The organism is Gallintestinimicrobium propionicum, assembly GCF_025567525.1.
Taxonomy (GTDB): Bacteria; Bacillota; Clostridia; order Lachnospirales; family Lachnospiraceae; genus Gallintestinimicrobium; species Gallintestinimicrobium propionicum.
The window spans coordinates 371,670-389,089 of record NZ_JAOQJY010000001.1; the positions used below are offsets into that span (position 1 = coordinate 371,670).

The 17,420-nt window shown below is 49.1% G+C and carries 15 protein-coding genes; 4 read left to right on the forward strand and 11 right to left on the reverse strand.

The annotated features are described in order from the left end of the window. Positions 1-9 precede the first annotated feature (9 nt). Entirely contained in the window at positions 10-819 is an 810-nt protein-coding gene (locus OCV62_RS01715; protein WP_262584825.1) for an AraC family transcriptional regulator, read from the reverse strand. Positions 820-978: 159 nt separating this feature from the next. Here OCV62_RS01715 and OCV62_RS01720 point away from each other — a divergent pair, with 159 nt between their 5' ends. Together OCV62_RS01720 and OCV62_RS01725 are read left to right on the forward strand one after the other, a co-directional pair. Continuing rightward, the gene (locus tag OCV62_RS01720; protein ID WP_021914127.1) at positions 979-2,298 is read left to right on the forward strand and encodes an alpha-L-fucosidase; all 1,320 of its coding nucleotides are present in this window, start codon (positions 979-981) and stop codon (positions 2,296-2,298) included. Between the two features lie 134 nt (positions 2,299-2,432). Next, positions 2,433-3,596, forward strand: a complete 1,164-nt coding sequence (locus OCV62_RS01725) for a VanW family protein (RefSeq protein WP_262584826.1) — start codon at positions 2,433-2,435, stop codon at positions 3,594-3,596. Positions 3,597-3,677: 81 nt separating this feature from the next. On the opposite strand, the gene spoIVA is transcribed toward OCV62_RS01725, so the two are convergent. The 4 genes from spoIVA to OCV62_RS01745 all read right to left on the reverse strand — a co-directional run bounded on the left by spoIVA (position 3,678) and on the right by OCV62_RS01745 (position 9,275). Further along, complete coding sequence (gene spoIVA, locus OCV62_RS01730; RefSeq protein WP_317258829.1) at positions 3,678-5,147, reverse strand: stage IV sporulation protein A; 1,470 nt, start codon at positions 5,145-5,147, stop codon at positions 3,678-3,680. Between the two features lie 274 nt (positions 5,148-5,421). Further along, positions 5,422-6,645, reverse strand: a complete 1,224-nt coding sequence (tyrS, locus tag OCV62_RS01735) for a tyrosine--tRNA ligase (protein ID WP_021914124.1) — start codon at positions 6,643-6,645, stop codon at positions 5,422-5,424. A 439-nt stretch (positions 6,646-7,084) separates the two neighbouring features. After that, a complete protein-coding gene (locus OCV62_RS01740; protein WP_262584828.1) occupies positions 7,085-8,677 on the reverse strand; it encodes a WD40/YVTN/BNR-like repeat-containing protein in 1,593 nt (530 codons plus the stop codon). Continuing rightward, positions 8,664-9,275, reverse strand: a complete 612-nt coding sequence (locus OCV62_RS01745; protein WP_317258830.1) for an L-rhamnose isomerase — start codon at positions 9,273-9,275, stop codon at positions 8,664-8,666. Before OCV62_RS01745 ends, OCV62_RS01740 begins: the two co-directional genes overlap by 14 nt. A 21-nt stretch (positions 9,276-9,296) precedes the next feature. On the opposite strand from OCV62_RS01745, the gene OCV62_RS01750 reads away from it, so the two are divergent. Then, positions 9,297-10,709 carry an amidophosphoribosyltransferase gene (locus OCV62_RS01750; RefSeq protein ID WP_262584829.1) on the forward strand — a complete coding sequence of 471 codons (1,413 nt, stop codon included), beginning with the start codon at positions 9,297-9,299 and terminating at the stop codon, positions 10,707-10,709. 76 nt (positions 10,710-10,785) lie between these two features. Here OCV62_RS01750 and OCV62_RS01755 read toward each other — a convergent pair whose 3' ends face one another. Both OCV62_RS01755 and OCV62_RS01760 read right to left on the reverse strand, forming a co-directional pair. Next, positions 10,786-11,382 carry a DUF4368 domain-containing protein gene (locus OCV62_RS01755; RefSeq protein ID WP_262584879.1) on the reverse strand — a complete coding sequence of 199 codons (597 nt, stop codon included), beginning with the start codon at positions 11,380-11,382 and terminating at the stop codon, positions 10,786-10,788. Between the two features lie 9 nt (positions 11,383-11,391). Beyond that, positions 11,392-12,327 (reverse strand): recombinase family protein, encoded by a 936-nt coding sequence (locus OCV62_RS01760; RefSeq protein ID WP_262584830.1) that lies wholly within the window; start codon positions 12,325-12,327, stop codon positions 11,392-11,394. 107 nt (positions 12,328-12,434) lie between these two features. On the opposite strand from OCV62_RS01760, the gene OCV62_RS01765 reads away from it, so the two are divergent. Further along, entirely contained in the window at positions 12,435-12,722 is a 288-nt protein-coding gene (locus OCV62_RS01765; protein WP_262584831.1) for a hypothetical protein, read from the forward strand. Between the two features lie 425 nt (positions 12,723-13,147). Here the strand turns inward: OCV62_RS01765 and OCV62_RS01770 are convergent, their stop codons facing one another. From OCV62_RS01770 to OCV62_RS01785, 4 genes are all read right to left on the reverse strand, one after another. After that, positions 13,148-13,342 (reverse strand): plasmid mobilization protein, encoded by a 195-nt coding sequence (locus OCV62_RS01770; protein ID WP_262584832.1) that lies wholly within the window; start codon positions 13,340-13,342, stop codon positions 13,148-13,150. Positions 13,343-13,425: 83 nt separating this feature from the next. Continuing rightward, complete coding sequence (locus tag OCV62_RS01775; RefSeq protein ID WP_262584833.1) at positions 13,426-13,965, reverse strand: 5-methylcytosine restriction system specificity protein McrC; 540 nt, start codon at positions 13,963-13,965, stop codon at positions 13,426-13,428. Further along, positions 13,889-14,743, reverse strand: coding sequence for a 5-methylcytosine restriction system specificity protein McrC (locus tag OCV62_RS01780; protein WP_262584834.1), 855 nt, complete (start codon positions 14,741-14,743; stop codon positions 13,889-13,891). The genes OCV62_RS01775 and OCV62_RS01780 overlap by 77 nt, the downstream gene beginning before the upstream one ends. Next, positions 14,718-16,814 (reverse strand): McrB family protein, encoded by a 2,097-nt coding sequence (locus OCV62_RS01785; RefSeq protein ID WP_262584835.1) that lies wholly within the window; start codon positions 16,812-16,814, stop codon positions 14,718-14,720. The genes OCV62_RS01780 and OCV62_RS01785 overlap by 26 nt, the downstream gene beginning before the upstream one ends. Between the last annotated feature and the right edge of the window lie 606 nt (positions 16,815-17,420).

Sequence of the window (17,420 nt, forward strand, 5' to 3'; positions counted from 1 at the left end):
CCGGTATTTTTATCCTTTCCGCATCTGCCTCCGATAAGCGCTCGGTGTCAGATTCATATGACGTTTGAAGAATTTACAGAAATAAAACTGATCGGAAAAATGCAGGATCTCAGCGATCTCTGCGATGCTGTAATCCTCGGACAGGAGCATTCTGCAGGCCTGCCCTGCGACAAGCCGTTCCAGATATTCACCCGGAGAAATCCCGGTTTCTGCACGGAACCGGCGTGTGAGTGTGCTTTCCGAAACATGGAGCTGTTGTGCCAGCGTCCGCACATGTGTCGCTACACTGACCGGATTCTGCGCGAGCTCAAACATCTGTCCGATTAACGGGGAGTGTTCTTTTAACTCCTCCCCATCCAACTTTGCCTGCTCCAAAAATCCCGCAAGGGTTTCCCAAAGCATTCCCTGCAGCCGGATCGCATCCGTCATGGTTTCACTCTGATACAGTCCCTTGACCCTCTCAATTTCCCCTGTCTGTTCTTTTCGCTCATACAGCTGCCGGACCCCATACAATAAATCTGTTCCATCGCTGCAAAGTACATTCAGATGAAAAAAAAGCTGTTCCATAGAGGACTCACAGAAATATCCAAAGGTCATGCCTGCCGGAACCAGCCAGACGCTCCCTTTTTTCAGGACAATTCTCTGACCGTTTACGGTCAGGATGCCCTCCCCGTCAACGATGTAATAAATGCGGGAAAACGGAGAACATACCTTCGGTTCCTTCCAGTCCTGCCCGACAATGGCATGTCCTGCATATATAATATTCAGCTCCAGATTTTTCCATATCCGGATCGCATTTTGATTCTGTGTGATCTGCAAGTTTTTCAGTCCTTCTCTATCTTTTTATCTTCTGTCCGAGCTGCGTGGATATTCCATATTTTTACATCCTTTTGCCATGTTCCTATTGCCCGGTATTTCTTACAATAATGCCATAAGGATTCGTACTTTACAACACTTTTTGAAACGGAGGATTCTGCCATGAGCAGCTACAAAACACTTCCTACCCCCGGCGATACCGCATGGTTTACCCATGATCGCTTCGGCATGTTCATTCATTTCGGCTTATACGCCATGCCCGCACGCCACGAATGGGTCAAAAATTACGAAGAAATCCCGGAAGATCACTACGATCTCTATTTTAAACACTTTAATCCGGATCTGTACGACCCGAAGGAATGGGCAAGACAGGCAAAAGCGGCAGGCATGAAATATGTCGTCATGACAACAAAACATCACGAGGGCTTCTGCCTTTTTGACAGCAAATATACCGATTACAAGTCCACCAACACCCTCTGCGGCAAAGACCTGATCCGCGAATATGTGGATGCGTTCCGTGCAGAAGGGCTTCATATCGGTTTTTATTACTCCCTGATCGACTGGCATCATCCGGAATTCCCGATTGACCCCTTACATCCCCGCAGAGATGATCCGGACGCTTATGAGCAGAGCAAAGGCCGCGACATAAAAAAATATGCGCAGTACATGCGGGATCAGGTGACCGAGCTTTTAACCAACTACGGTAAGATTGACATCCTTTGGTTTGACTTCTCTTATTCCCAGAACAACGGAACCGGCGATAAAGCATGGCAGAAAGGCAAAGGTAAGGACGACTGGGAGGCAGAAAAGCTGATCGCAACTGCACGCGCCCTGCAGCCCCATATCATCATCGACAACCGCACAGAAATTGATCAGGATCTCTGGACACCCGAACAGTACGAGCCCGACCAGTGGGTACGCGACAAAAAAACCGGCGAGCTCGTTACCTGGGAAGCCTGCCACACCTTTTCCGGCTCCTGGGGATATTTCAGAGACGAACAGACCTGGAAATCTCCCGAAATGCTCATTCGCCTGCTCGTCAACACCGTTTCCCGCGGCGGCAACCTGCTGATGAACGTCGGCCCCACCTCCAGAGGCTATCTGGATTACCGCGCGGAAGAAGCCCTGAAGGTATTCGCTGACTGGATGAAATACAACAGCCGCTCGATTTATGGCTGCACGATGGCAGAACCAGAATTTAAAGAACCCAGAGATTGCCGCCTGACCCAGAGTGAAGACGGCAAACGTCTCTATCTGCATCTGTTCGCTTATCCGTTCGGCTATCTGCGCGTTCCCGGTCTTGGCGGCAAGGTGGAATACGCACAGTTTTTGCATGACGGCAGCGAAGTCCGCTTCACCGACGGCACGGACTGCTTCTTCTTAACAGACGACCCGGAGGCTGCAAAGGATCTGGTCTTCTATGTTCCCAACGTAAAGCCCCATACCCTCGTCCCGGTCATTGAGATTTTCTTAAAAGACTGAGTTGGTTTTTTTTCAAATCTGTAGTACAATAAACAGGCTGATAGATCTTTTTCTGTCAGTCTATTTTCAATTCCTGACAACAGTTTTTTTATCCGCTGACGCTTTTTCAAGCCGTCTGCAGAACGGAGTGTATCATGAAAAACTTCAAAGCCCGTCTGGCGGGAATCCTGGCATGTCTGCTTCTTTTTATCGTTCCACTGCAGGCAGATGCCGGATGGAACGCTTCCCCGCTTCCTGCCGCCTCTATCAACACAGTGTTCGGGGATTCCACCTACTTGAATCCGGAATGGATGACGAAAAAGGTGACCATCACCTGGAACGGAAACACCTGGATGACCGGAATGGATGCATTCAAGGATATGCCTGTCCGCCTGACCAACAATAACGGTGCGATCGACTGCACCTTTTTAAACACAGCGGTTTTCCAGTCCTTCTTTTCCGCAATCAACGCGTCTATCGCCTCCATGACGACGACAGCGGCAGTTCCGGTATTCGATAACGGCGCCGGAAGCTATATTCACATAAGCGGCACTCAGCACACAGAAGCAGTCTCCTCGATGCCCGACTGGCTCGCCCAGATGCTCCATAGCCTGATTCTGACCGGACAGTGCACCGATATCACGCTGGAATTAAACGATTCCCTGATGACACAGGTACTGGACAGTGGAACGGTTTCCACCAGCTCAGACTTTGTTCTGGCGGGCACCTGCACGACCAGCTTCCAAACGAGCGGAGCAAACCGCAGCAATAACATCGTTGTGGGTGCGTCCCGGTTAAATAATCTGATTGTCCTGCCCGGCCAGACCGTTTCTGTCAGCGACACGATTCTGCCCAGGACCCGTGCAAACGGCTATAAAGAAGCCGGTGTCTATGTAAACGGTGCCCATACAAGCGGTCTTGGCGGCGGTGTCTGCCAGATCTCCTCTACCGTTTACAATGCGGTAAAAAATGCCGGTCTTACCGTCGTACAGCGCAATCCGCACAGCATGCCGGTAAGCTATCTTCCCAAGGGCCTTGACGCCGCAATCGCTGCAGGCTCCAAGGATCTCAAATTCCGCAACGACTACACGACACCGGTTGTCCTGTATACCGATACCTCCAACAAGCACCTGACCGTCAACGTCCTTGTCTGGAACCAGGAGCTTGCCGGACGCAGCTTTAAGCTGTGGGCAAAGCAGACCGGAGCACTGAGCGCCGACACTTACTTTACGACCTATCTGAATGGCAAAGAAATCAGCACGCAGTTTGTCGGCACCTCCCGCTATAATCCTTACCGCGAAGCGGTAAACGACGACTGAGCGGCTGATAGAAACAGCCGGGCGTTTCCCAAAAAGCGTCCGGCTGTTTATATCGCAGCGACCGTGCTGACGCCAGCACGCCTAGATAATGATACACACCATTCCGCCCGTCGAATCGTTGACGATCTTTTGCATCGTATCCTGCAGCTTTTCCTGGCTTTCTTCCCCGATCATAGAAATCTTTGTACGAATACCATCGTTGACCAGCTGCTCCACAGTTTTTCCGAAAATATTCGTTTCCCAGATGCCGTCCTGTTTTCCCGTCTCATCGATATAACCGATCAGGTCTTTCGCCTGCTGCTCTGTCCCGACGATCGGGGCGATTTCCGTCACAACCGTTGCGCGGATAAAGTGTAAAGACGGACTTTCTGCACGGATTTTCACTCCGAACTTGTTTCCATGCCGGATGACCTCCGGCTGCTCCAGATGGATTTCCTCCCGGCACGGCAGCACCACTCCATATCCCTTTGTATGCACCGCCTCCATCGCAGACGCAACGCGGTCGTATTCCTGTTTTCTGCCGGAAAGCACGCGCAGTGTGTGCAGAAGCTCCTGCGCATTCTCAATTTTTTCCCCCGCATATTCACTGAGCATTTCGTAATAATAGCGTTCTTCAACGTCTAAAAGCACCCGCACGCAGCCGTCCGCGAGATCAATCCGTTCCGTCATACATCTGCGGACATACTCCGAAGAAAGGACGATCGGATGCTCCGCCACATCTCGGATCGTGCGAATTTTCCCGGTCAGCTCCCGAATTTTTTCGATCAGCCCGGTCTTTAACGGATGGGAAAGCGGAAGCATTTCGACCCATTTCGGCATGTAAAACTCCACGCGGCTGACCGGAAATTCATAGAGAATCTGCTCCATGATCTGCCGGATATCCTCTTCCGAAAGCTGCGCACAGTTGACCGGCATCGCAGCAACGCTATGCTGTTTTTCAATCCGCTCTGCCGCCTCCCGTGCGGTACGGCTTGACGGATGCGAGGAATTGACGAGCACCAGAAACGGCTTATGCAGCTTTTTTAATTCCGAAATCGCCTGATTTTCCGCATCCAGATAGGTTTCCTGCGGCAGATCAGAAAAGCTTCCGTCCGTCGTCACAACGACGCCGATCGTCGAATGGTCGGTGATAACTTTTCTTGTGCCCAGCTCTGCAGCCTGCGTAAAGGGAATCTCGTGATCGTACCACGGCGTTTTAACCAGCCGCTCTGCACCGTTCTCCAGATGTCCTGCAGCGCCCTCGACCATAAATCCTACGCAGTCCACCAGACGAACGCGGATCGTAACCTCTCCCGCAAGCTTTAACTCTACCGCCTCCTGCGGGATAAATTTCGGCTCCGTCGTCGTGATCGTCCGTCCGCCCGCGCTCTGGGGCAGCTCATCCTGTGCCCGCGTTTTCTGCGCTGCATCTTCCATATAAGGAAGCACTGCAACATCCATAAACCGTTTAATAAAAGTCGATTTCCCGGTACGCACCGGTCCTACCACTCCTATGTAAATCTCCCCGCCTGTCCGCTTTTGCATATCGCGGTATAGATTTTGTGTATCCAAATGATCCGACTGCAGATTTTCCATATAAAAAATCCCCTTCCGTCTGTGCTGTTACATGATATGCACCGGAAGGGGATTTCATTCATTTCCTTTTTGTAACTGTTCAGAGCCAAGTAAAACTTCAAAAAACAGGTGTAAAATGCTTGCATTTTTATAACTGTTTTTGAAATTTTATTTGGCGGATACGCCACACCGACGAAATGCGTAGCATTTTGGAGGTTGGCTCTGAACCGTTACTCCTTTTTTCATTATCGGAACGCCAAAACAGTCAGTTTTACGCCATTACGATCTTCTTAAAGCTCTTTTTGCCGCGCTTTAAGGTGATGCCTTCGCCCTGCAGATCTTCTCCCGCGTACTGGGTCTTTACGTCTGTTACCTTTTCGCCGTTTACAGATACGCCGCCCTGTTCTACGCTGCGGCGTGCTTCGGAACGGGATGCGGACAGACCGGATTTTACCAGCAGTCCTAAAATATCGATGCTGCCGTCCTGTAAATCTGCCTCCGTCAGTGTTGTGGTCGGGATATCTGCGTCTGCGCCGCCTGCAAACAGTGCCTTTGCACCGGCTTCTGCCTTGTCAGCCTCTTCCTTACCGTGTACCAGCTCGGTCAGCTCGTGGGCCAGGATTTCCTTTGCAGTGTTTAACTGGCTGCCTTCCCAATGCTCCATCTCCAGGATCTGCTCGATCGGCAGGAAGGTCAGCATCTTTAAGCACTTCATAACATCTGCATCGGAAACGTTTCTCCAGTACTGGTAGAACTCGAACGGGGAGGTTTTATTGGGATCCAGCCATACTGCACCCTTCTGGGTCTTGCCCATCTTCTTGCCCTCGGAGTTTAACAGCAGGGTAATGGTCATCGCATATGCGTCTTTTCCGAGCTTTCTGCGGATCAGCTCCGTGCCGCCCAGCATATTCGACCACTGGTCGTCGCCGCCGAACTGCATGTTACAGCCATATTTCTGGTACAGCATGTAGAAGTCGTAGCTCTGCATGATCATGTAGTTGAATTCCAGGAAGCTCAGTCCCTTTGCCATACGCTGTTTATAGCACTCTGCACGCAGCATGTTGTTAACGGAAAAGCATGCGCCGACCTCTCTGAGCAGCTCTACATAATTCAGCTTCAGAAGCCAATCCGCATTATTGACCATCAGTGCTTTTCCATCGGAAAAATCGATAAAACGGCTCATCTGCTGCTTGAAGCAATCACAGTTATGCTGGATCGTTTCCGGGGTCAGCATCTGGCGCAGATCACTTCTGCCGGACGGATCACCGACCATGCCGGTACCGCCGCCGATTAAGGCGATCGGCTTGTTGCCTGCCATCTGCATCCGCTTCATCAGGCACAGCGCCATGAAATGACCGACATGCAGGCTGTCTGCAGTAGGGTCAAAGCCGATATAAAAGGTCGCCTTACCGTTGTTGATTAACTCCTTGATTTCTTCTTCGTCTGTCAGCTGCGCCAGAAGTCCTCTGGCTTTGAGTTCGTCAAATACTGTCATTTTCGTGTTCCTCCTGCTTTATAGCTTTATTATACGATAAAAAAGGCCCTCATCCTGTAAAAGGACGAGGGCCAACGCTTCGTGTTACCACCTTTTTTCACAGACAGCTCACACTGCCTGCCTCGTGAAGTACGGCTCTGAATATGCTTCTGATACAGATTCAAAGCGATACCCCTGCCTGATAACGGCTGCATGCGCCGCTGCAGCCTACTCCGTAACAACCGTTTTGGTGCAGAACTCCGGGATGTATTCGGACTGTCATTCCCTGCGCCTCTCATCAGCCGGCTGCTTTCTGTAGGTTCCGTCTCAGTCTTACTCTTTCCCATCTCAGTCTTTTTTGTTATAACAACAGAGGATTTTTCTGTCGTTTGCTTCATTGGTTCGGATTGTAGCACAGTTTCTTTCCGGCTGTCAAGCCCCTGTTCCGAAATTTCTGGAATCACCCCTCCGACGTTCCATCCACCAGCGTATCGAAGACGAAGCTGTGTCCGTGATCCTCTGAGCGGTACCGCGCCAGATGTAGGCTGTCGCCGCCGTCATAATCTCCGTCCGCGCCCTGTCCGCACAGCACATAGATCACGCCGTCTTTTTCATAAGGCATCTTGGGATAATCATAGGGTGCGACGATATTTCCAATGCTGTCCGTATAGGTTTTGTGGGCAAATTCTACCTGTTCGTAATGCTCTCCGCCGTCTTCCGTCACATATAACACCGCGGCATCCCCACCGTTGTGGGAAAGCGTCGCAAAGCCAAACATTTCATCGAGAAATGTAAATTCTACGCTGCCGCCCATCTGTCCGCCGAAGGGATCGCTGCTGACTACCTGCCAATGCGCCCCGCCGTCCGTGCTTTTAATCAGACCATAAAACCGACTGCCCAGCGCCGCATCCTCGACGATCATCTGATATCGGATCTTCGTGCCCTCTACGGAAGCCTCTGCCTCGCTCTCGCTGTGCAGCCAACCGGCATCCGCACCTTCGTCCCAGCTCTCTTCGTCGTTACTCTGGCTGCCTGTGCCGGCATCCGTATCCTCTGCATCCACACCAAATGCCGCATCAAAGGAGCTGTCCGGATTTTCTGCCCAGGTCGCCTGTCCAATATCCTCTACTCCTCCGGCGTCAGACCAGTCTCTGTCGCCGTCTACATCTTCCTGTCTGGAAAGAATAATCGGTTCTTCATCCAAATCAGCCTTGCAAATCGTCATACTTCCGCTGCCGATCAATCCGCTGTCTCCCCAGACGCAGTCTTTATTCAGCACGACAAAGTAATCCGCCTGCGTTCCGTCTTTCAGAATCATTCCGATCGTACCATAGCGTTCGCATTCCGGCTCTCCGTACCAGGAGGTCACCGTTTTCCCGGAAAGTCTGACCCAGGCGTCCTTTACCGCATCCTGACCGCCGACGCTGAGGGTCCATGTCTGTCCATCTGCGTCCGTTCCTTCCCAAATACCGTGCATCGTGCTGAGGGGATCCACATAGGCGATATCGTCCATGCTGCGGCTGCCATAGGTCGCAAGATACGCCGCCGGGTTGCCGTCCGTATCGGTTCCGTACAGTGCACAGGCATCCTCTTGCAGCCAGCGGCTGTTTACCTTGCTGTCTGCTGTAAAAGGCAGAAGCTCTTTTTGATACCGAAAAAACCCTTTATATGGGCGGTTTAACATCAACTGTCCGGTTTCTTCGTCTTTTTCCAGGATCACCTGATAATTTCCGGCAGGGGAGCGCAGCACCTGAAGCTGTCCGGTCTCAGCCAGTCCGCTGCAGACAACGACTCCGATGCCTGCAACGATAACGCACCCTATCGCCGCTATTTTCTTTTTGCCCGACGCCGGAAGCTGACAGAGCACCGCAAGCACCGTAAAAACCACTGCCCCTGTCAATACTGCCGTCTGCATCCAAGGATACATCCACTGATAGTCTCTCGGCAGGATGATTTTTTCATATCCATATTCTACGATGAGGCAGGCAATGGCTGCCAGAGCAGCACACACGGTTCCTGCCAGCCAAAGCCCGCGGTTTTTATTCTGTTTCATACAAAAATCTCTCCGGTAATGTCACTTTAAAATCTTTTGCCAGCGCGCGGAAATCCTCCGGCGTAATCGTCTGAAGCTTGTCCGAAACCACCTCGGTCGGATGATAACGTCCATTGTCCATCAAGCTGATAATACCGTTTTTCGCCGCATAATTCAAGCAAAATTCGCTCGAACCGACCGTATAGGATTCCAGGCCGATGCCAAATACCTTGGACTCGAGGCACACATAAACCTTGGAGCAGTCATACGGAATCGATAAAATCTGATCCAGCGAATCCTTAAAACGTGCCCGCGGTCCGAGTCGGGCTGCCGGAATATCCTTATAGCCGTCCGGAATCCAGATGTTCATCACACAGGACTGCCCCAGTTCTTCTGCAAAATACCGGGAAATGCGGATACATGCCTGCCCGTGTCGAATCCAAAACCGGCGAATTTCTTCGTCCGGGCTGGATAGCGTCAGCTTTGCTGCCTTTTCATGGTAGAAAAACGTTGGGTTAAAATCGATTCCCATGTTTCTTTCTTTTGCATACTCGACCCATTTGTGATTGTGCTTCTGAAATGTCTGTGCTACAATAAAATGCGTATGGCCTGAAACAATTTTTTATACCGGAGGACGAAAATGAGCGGATTTTTTGGAGTAGCATCAAAAGAAGACTGTATTTTTGACCTGTTTTTCGGAACGGACTATCATTCCCATCTGGGAACAAGGCGTGCCGGAATGACGGTTTATCACCAAAAGGAAGGCTTTCATCGAGCAATTCACAACATTGAAAACACTCCTTTCCGAACCAAATTTGACAAAGACTTGAACAACTTAAGCGGACATCTCGGAATCGGCTGTATCTCCGACTATGAGCCTCAGCCCCTGCTGATCCGCTCTCACCATGGCACATATGCAATCATGACCATCGGCAAAATCAACAACATCGATACGATCGTCGATAAGATCATGAACTCATCCCCTACCCATTTCTTTGAATTGAGCGGCGGTGAAATCAACGCAACCGAAGCCGTTGCTGCTCTGATCAACCAGAAAGAAAACCTGATCGAGGGCATTCAGTACGCGCAGGATATCATCGACGGTTCCATGTCGATCGTCCTTTTAACCCCCAAGGGAATCTACGCAGCCCGCGACAAGCTGGGACGTACCCCGATTTCCCTCGGACGCAAGGAAGGTGCGCACTGTCTCGCTTTTGAAGGATTTTCCTATTTAAACCTCGGCTATCAGCCACTGCGGGAGCTCGGTCCCGGAGAAATCGTCATCATGACTCCCGAAGGGGTCCGCACGCTGGTCGCTCCAGGCAAAAAGATGAAAATCTGCACATTCCTCTGGATTTATTATGGATATCCCTCTTCCACCTACGAAGGTATCAGCGTGGAGCGCATGCGTTATAACTGCGGCGCTGCCCTCGCAAAAAGAGATTCCGGCACGATTCATCCCGATATCGTCGCAGGCGTACCGGATTCCGGCGTTGCACATGCCATCGGTTACGCCAATGAATCCGGTATTCCCTATTCCAGACCGTTTATCAAATATACGCCTACCTGGCCGCGTTCCTTTATGCCGACCATGCAGAGCCGCCGAAACCTCATCGCAAAGATGAAGCTGATCCCGGTTCATGACCTGATTCAGAACAGAAGCCTGCTGTTGATTGACGACTCCATTGTCCGTGGTACACAGCTGCGGGAAACAACTGAATTTTTATACCAAAGCGGTGCAAGAGAGGTACATATCCGTCCCGCATGTCCTCCCCTGCTCTATGGCTGTAAATACTTAAACTTCTCCCGTTCCTCTTCGGAGATGGATCTGATCACCCGCCGTGTCATTCAGGACATGGAGGGCACCGATAAGTATCCGAACCTCGAGGTTTATGCAGACCCCGAATCCGATCAGTATCAGGAAATGATCCGCCGGATCTGCAGCCAGTTAAAGTTCACAACCCTGCGCTACCACAGGCTCGACGATATGATCGAATCTGTTGGCCTGGACAAAGACAAGCTCTGCACCTACTGCTGGGATGGTCGAGAATGAAGCAAAAAAGAGAGCCGTAAGGCTCTCTGCTGGTAAGACAGTAAAATCAAATTTCTTGGAACAGGCATGATCTCGGTCATGCCTGTTCCGCTTTTAGCAGCTCATCCACGGGAATGTAGCCCACAAGGTCGTACTCGATATGTACCTTCTGCCTGTGCTTGCCGCTGGACTTGTCAGGTGCGTCCACATAGACCGCCTTCACAAGCTCTCTGAGGGCATAGGGGGTCAGCTCCGTGAGGGTGCTGCTCCTCTTTACCCGCTGAACAAACTGCTCTATATTCTCTGCCTGTTGTTCCTGTTCATGGATTTGCTGTTGCAGATTCTTGACCTCGGCTTTGAGGTCTTTCTGTTCCTCAGTGTAGTTCTTGCTCATCATGGCGAAGCGTTCATCGTCCAGCCGACCGGCAACATTGTCCTCGTAAATGCGGATGAAAAGACGGTCAAGCTCTCCGATTCGTTTCTCAGCCTGTGCCAGCCGCTTTTGATACAGCCGCAGAGATTCCTCGCTCTGCATACGGAGCTTTTGCTCCATTTCAGAACGAAAATAGGCCTCGTAGCGAGTGACTACCGATATGACCTCCTGAATGTGCTTCCAGACGATCTGTTCCAGCACAACAGCACGGATATAATGTCCGCTGCACTTATCCTTGTTGGCACGATGGGTGGAGCAGATAAAGAAGTCCTACCTCTTTTCAAAATAGCTGGTGGTGGAGTAGTAGAACTTCTGCTTGCAGTCGTTGCAGAACACCAAGCCGAAGAACATATTGCTCTTGCCCGTTGCCGTTCTGCGATGCCGCTGCTGCCTGATCTCCTGCACCTTATCAAAGACTTCCAGAGAGATGATCGCCGGGTGGGTGTTATAGAAAATCTTGCGATTCTCTATTGGATTTTCCCGCTGCTTCTTATCCCAGATGGAGTTGGTGTAGGTCTTGAAATTGACCGTGCAGCCCGTGTACTCCATGTATTCGAGGATATAAGCAACGATGCTTTCGTGCCAGCGGTACTCATTCTCCGGAGTCTGATGCGGTGTTTTTCTGCCCTCCCGCTGTTTGTAAGCGGTGGGATTCAGCACCTTTTCCTTTTCCAGCAAGGCGGCGATCTGGCTCGGCCCTTTTCCCTCCATACAGAGCGCAAAGATCCGCTTCACGACCCGTGCCGCTTCCTCGTCAATCACCCATTTCTTAGGATCGTCAGAGTCACGTTTGTAGCCGTAGGGAACGTTGGTAGTCAAGCGCTCTCCACGCTCCCCCTTTGCCTTGTTGACGGCACGGATTTTGCGGCTGGTATCCTTGGAATACCACTCGTTGAACCAGTTCTTGATACCAGCCATGTCGCTGTCGGTGCTGTTGGAATCGATGGTGTCGAAGTGGTCGTTGATGGCAATATACCGCACGCCGTACTGAGGAAACGTGTAGTTGATATAAAGCCCTGTCAGCGAAGAATTACGACCGAGTCTTGAAAGGTCTTTCGTAATCACCACTTCCACATGACCGGCTTCAATTTCCGCAAGCATCTTCTGAAAACCGGGGCGGTTGGAAAAATCCATGCCACTGTACCCGTCATCAATAAAGAATGTCGGGTTCGGAAAGTGCTGAGATTTTGCATACTCCATTAACATGATCTGCTGATTTCAGATTGGGTTGGAGCGATCTTGATATTCTTGTATTGACAAGCAAGCAAATAACGGAGGAACAGGCAAAATCGCTCGTTGGACTTCGCCAAGCTATGCTTGTAGATGAACCCGATAATCCCTATTACCGTTCTTTTGAGTGCGGGATGCTCACCCTGGATGCGTTCCTCTCAAAGAAAACTGACCGTGTAGTATATTGGGGCACAAGCGGAGAACGAATTACCGATAGTTATGCGTTTGACAGCTTCGGCATGGCAGAGCTGGTCGAGAGCAGCGTCCTCTTGTACGGAAAGGATATACGAAAGGAACTGAAATATCCCACTTTCCACGAATTGTATGCCGACGTTAAACGACACTATATTCGTTCAAGTGCTACTGCGTAGCAAAACGGACGAACACCGTCAATGGTCAAGATGAACGGCTACGCCGCCATTGACAGCGCCCGTCCGTTTCGCTTTTTGGCAGACAAGGCGGCGGTTGCCGCCGATTTCCATTTGGGAAATGGCGCTTGCTAACATGGGAAACGGAGAATAGCAAGCACAGCAAGTGTAGCTACACTTGCGAAAACCGGCGTGGTACGACCTGGATTTCCTTACAGAATAGCAAGCAAATCCGGTGAGTACCCACACCGGAGCTTGCCATTCTGGCAAGCAATGCACGGCGGTACCCACTCGTGCGTTTTGCAAAATTTCAACCGTGCTTACCTTTTGCAAAACCTTGTTGGGAAACATCCCAATCCCTTTAACAATTTCAAGGAAATTGGCTACACTCCTGCGAAGCTGAACATCAATCTATCTTGAAAAGTGAGTCAGGGATTTTTCGGCTCACAGCGTTCAGGAAAATCCGTTTTTCCCTCATATCCGTCGATTGCCACTTGGCGAAGGTAAGCGCTCATATTCTCTATCCCAAGCTGCGCCATCCTCGCCTTTATCAAGCCGAGTTCTTTTTCATCTACGAAAAATTTGACCTGTATCGGTCGCTTGCGGTTCCTGTTGTCTGGCATCGGGATTCCTCTTTACTCCTACGGATTATTTCCAATCAAAACCGATCGATTATTGATATGCAGTTCTGTGTTCTCCTACAAAATCACGCATAGAATACGCTTGTAAATGCCTGCTCCTGAACCTTCATCTTCGCGGTAAACTCTGAATAATTCTGCGCATCTATAGGAATTTTCAAGCCATGCTTGATAACGCTGATGTCGTCACGCGCCATAACATTTTTCTCATAGGTCAAACCACGGTTCAACCACAATTTCAAATCGTCAGACCCTTCCACTTCTGGATAGAGATAGTAACCAGCCTTTGCATCAAACCGGAACATATAGGCAAGCACTTGTAAATAATCTCGATTGCCAATGTTGTCAAGGGGCTTATACTTCGCGTCAGCAATGATCCGTGGTTCGCTATTCCGGCTGATGAAATCGGGATAGATCAAGCCTACATTTCCATCAAACAGTCTCTGAGCGCCTGTGCCGCTCTTGTTCATTGGGTGGTAGAAGATATCTTCAATGAGCAAGTTAATATATTTCTCCCACAGCCATGCACCGTCAAACAGAATACCGTATATCTGCCTCGCTCCCGTGCCGATTTGATGTTTCTGGTGTCGGAGGATTAAGAGACACAACCTTTGTAATGCGAGATACTCTCTGAAATAAGCGTGGCGGACGGGTATTCTTTTTATTCTGTTCAATGATCTTCTGCCTGTCATACGGCTCATATCCCGGAGTCGCATCTATAACGAGTTTTACCTCGTCTTTCAATTTGATAAGAAGTTTATTCCCATAAGGCTTTCTTTTGATAAACTCTATGGTATGCCGCACCAGCTCCATCAAACTGTTATCATAAGAAAACTCTCGCTGGCTGTATGCAACATTACCAACAAACGGGGTGTTCTTTTCTATATGCCTTGCGACATCAATGGTGCCTTTTACATTTCCATCATTGTACCTGTGGCGGATATACTTTTTGAACAAGCCCTTCCGCATCGCTGCTTTGAGGTAATACGGAAACAGAAACAGCAGAAAATTGAACAGCCGATTGTCTTGATTGGCATCGGAGTTCAAATCTACGATGTTTGGAAAGTCCAAAACTTCATCTAAAAGATACTGGAAAAAGTAATCCTCACCCTCTCCGCAAAAACGGGACGCGATCACAAGTCGCTCATCACCGTAGCCGAGAAAGCCCATCACATTGCCGGAGCGATAGGTGTCATTGACGCTTTGGAGGATCATCTGATCTTGCGTAATATCCTCTGCATCCTTTACGGTTTCAGGAAATACGAACACACCTTCACGCTCAAGCTGTTCCAATGTTTTATCTGCAATTTTGCCTGTCAGCCTCGCTACTTGAGAAAAGGCATCTTTTTTCTGCTGGGAGTTATCCTTGATCCTGAGCAGCTTCATTCGCATCACCTCTGGCAGGTTTCTGATAGCCGTATGCCCTTACGAACCGATTCATAATTCCTTCCTCATCGTACATTCCCTGAATGTATTCCTGTAGAAGCGGTTGCAGATAATCAGTCCAAAGCTGGTCAAAATCAAGTGTTTTCAACTTCAGAAAGTAAGACGCTCCGATCTGATAATTTTCATTCAGATCCTCGACCTCTGCGATTGCCTTATTGAGTGCAGCCATCCTTCTGATTGCCTCAGCCTCCAACTCCTCGTTTTCCAGCGACGCAAGCATCTCAAGGCGCTCATCCGCTCTGAGTTCTACGAAACGGAAACGACGACGCATGGCAAAATCAAAGCTGTCCACAGAGCGGTCGATATCGTTCATGGTGCCGATGATATAGACATTTTCAGGAATATAGAACTTTTCGCCGGGGTCAGAGTGCAGATTGGAATACTGCGTGGAGATCTCTCCGGTTTTACCGCGATAACCGGGATCTATTGCAAAGAACAGTTCACCGAAAATCTTTGAAATCTCGCCGCGGTTGATTTCATCTATGATGAATATGTATTTTTTCAGTTCCTCCTGTTTTGCCTTTGCTTTTGAAACTGTACCTTTCTTCGCTTTGATTGCTTTATAGATAGCAAAGTCATAGGAGTATCCTTGCGTAGCAAACGTCTTTCCGAAAAAGGACGTGATATCCTTTATTTTTTCAAACTTCTGCCCGGATTCCAGCATCTTCCGAACTTCATCCAAACTCAGAGCAAGCCTGTTGACAGATGCGTTTCCGGGAATAGAAATATGGATATGCCCGTCATCCACACCAGTAATGGTAAATTCATTTCCATTAATCGTCTTAAATGTGTTAACGCCAAACTCAACGCCGGAGAAAAACTCTGTCATGGATTCTTGAACCGTGACTTCCTTTTCTACGGTTTCTCTGGATTTTTGGGAGTCCTCATAGTTCTTTCTGGCACGGGCAACAAACTTCTTGAAAATGCCATCCTGCAATTCAAAGCCCATTGTCCCATCATCATTGATTTTCGGTCTTAATCCTTCAACAAAATCAGAGTAGTCATAACTCGGATGGAACTGAACAAACTCAACCTGTTTTTTCTGCTCGTCAGTAAGGCAAGTGTAGTTGTCCTCATAACCATTGCTGATAATATCCGTAGCGATTTCTTTGGCAAGATAAGATTTTCCGGTACCGGGCGCACCTCTGAAAATCAGATTTTTTGATTCAATCAGCATGGATGAGTAGGGGTTTCGGTATTCCGCAGGCTGTTGGCCACGATCATCTCGACTCGCAATCTCTCTTTCTGACACCACGGTTTCCTTTTCATCTTTTTCGCGGTATATCAGGACAAATTGATCTCCACGCTCACCGAAATGCTTCAAACACTCCTGAACGAAAATAAGTGTAGAGAAGGTGTTCCAACTGTAAATAACAAACATACGACCGTTATCATAGCTATAGTCCATATGTTCGAATGTGTTTCGATGTTTTTTGAATTCTTCTACGCTTGTATAAATGCCGCAGATCATCTCGCGATTGGGGTTATATCTGCATACAGGAAAACTTTCCTTTTCCTCAACAGACAGGGCGGCAATTTGCTTTTCAAATATCTGGCAGGCAAGACGTGGCAGAGTCAGATTGGAATTTCTTTTTTCGCCTTTACTGTAGGCGCGTCTGATTATTTCTCCGTTTGCTTTCTGAAAATAGGCATCCAGCGGCTTATAATTGTCACCAAGGCTCAGATTATCCATCGTGAAGCGTTCGTCCGTAGAGGAAACACTTTCAGCAGTGATTATGAGCATATATTTTTCCTGCTGCTTCTCCTCAATTACGAAGCCCATGTTTTCCAGATAGTCCTTTGCGTCAACGCTGTTAAAGGATTCTGTTGAAATATCTGCGCCGTTGGCCAAATGGTCAGCAACGGCTACTACATACTTCGGCGGATACTTTTTCCCATTCTCAGACACAAGAACATATTTTACGCTCGTATTATGTTCGGGAACTCCGTTCTCGTCGATAAATTTCAGGGCATCAATAACATCCTGCTTTTTCAGCTTAGGTATAGCCATGCTGCACCTCCTCGAAAGTGTGTACACACATTATGTCACAAGGATAGCTCTGTTTTCAATACGATACCCAGAATTTATCGCCCTAAAATGTAACTTTTCTACGAATATAAGCTGATTTTCAGTTTCCCCAGTGTCGAACATACTCTGCATCGAAATACCCCTCTATCGACTTTACGGTTTTGTGGGGTATTTTGCACGACCGTAAATATGCGCACTTCCCAGCGAACCGTATACCTTATACAGCGATTCGCTGTTTCACAAAGGAACTGCATGAGAGCGATAACTATTTCACCCTTTTTACTATCCTTGCTTTACAGAGCAGAAAGCCGGTGATTTTCAACCCTTAGATGTACAAAAACAGGCAGCACCCAACCGACGTTGAGTGCCGCCTGTTTTGTTGTCCAATCCTGCTTGGCAGATGCCGATTTTGTAGTTTTCTCAAATTACTGTCTTATCGGCACACGGCAAAGGCTCTCTTTTTTGCGCTACTTCTAAATTCCCGTTAGGGAATTTAGAAGGTTCCTTTTTTTATTTTTAACGGAGAGACGAAAAGATATCGTCTCTCCTGAAAGTCCAATCGATTTGAGCATCTGCAAGAGGCTTGAT

Coding starts and splice junctions, on each gene's coding strand:
- OCV62_RS01720 (WP_021914127.1), top strand. CDS start 979: ATGAGCAGCTACAAAACACTTCCTACCCCCGGCGATACCGCATGGTTT.
- tyrS (WP_021914124.1), bottom strand. CDS start 6,645: ATGACAGTATTTGACGAACTCAAAGCCAGAGGACTTCTGGCGCAGCTG.
- OCV62_RS01785 (WP_262584835.1), bottom strand. CDS start 16,814: ATGGCTATACCTAAGCTGAAAAAGCAGGATGTTATTGATGCCCTGAAA.
- OCV62_RS01750 (WP_262584829.1), top strand. CDS start 9,297: ATGAGCGGATTTTTTGGAGTAGCATCAAAAGAAGACTGTATTTTTGAC.
- OCV62_RS01765 (WP_262584831.1), top strand. CDS start 12,435: ATGCTTGTAGATGAACCCGATAATCCCTATTACCGTTCTTTTGAGTGC.
- OCV62_RS01770 (WP_262584832.1), bottom strand. CDS start 13,342: ATGCCAGACAACAGGAACCGCAAGCGACCGATACAGGTCAAATTTTTC.
- OCV62_RS01760 (WP_262584830.1), bottom strand. CDS start 12,327: ATGTTAATGGAGTATGCAAAATCTCAGCACTTTCCGAACCCGACATTC.
- OCV62_RS01740 (WP_262584828.1), bottom strand. CDS start 8,677: ATGAAACAGAATAAAAACCGCGGGCTTTGGCTGGCAGGAACCGTGTGT.
- OCV62_RS01725 (WP_262584826.1), top strand. CDS start 2,433: ATGAAAAACTTCAAAGCCCGTCTGGCGGGAATCCTGGCATGTCTGCTT.
- OCV62_RS01780 (WP_262584834.1), bottom strand. CDS start 14,743: ATGAAGCTGCTCAGGATCAAGGATAACTCCCAGCAGAAAAAAGATGCC.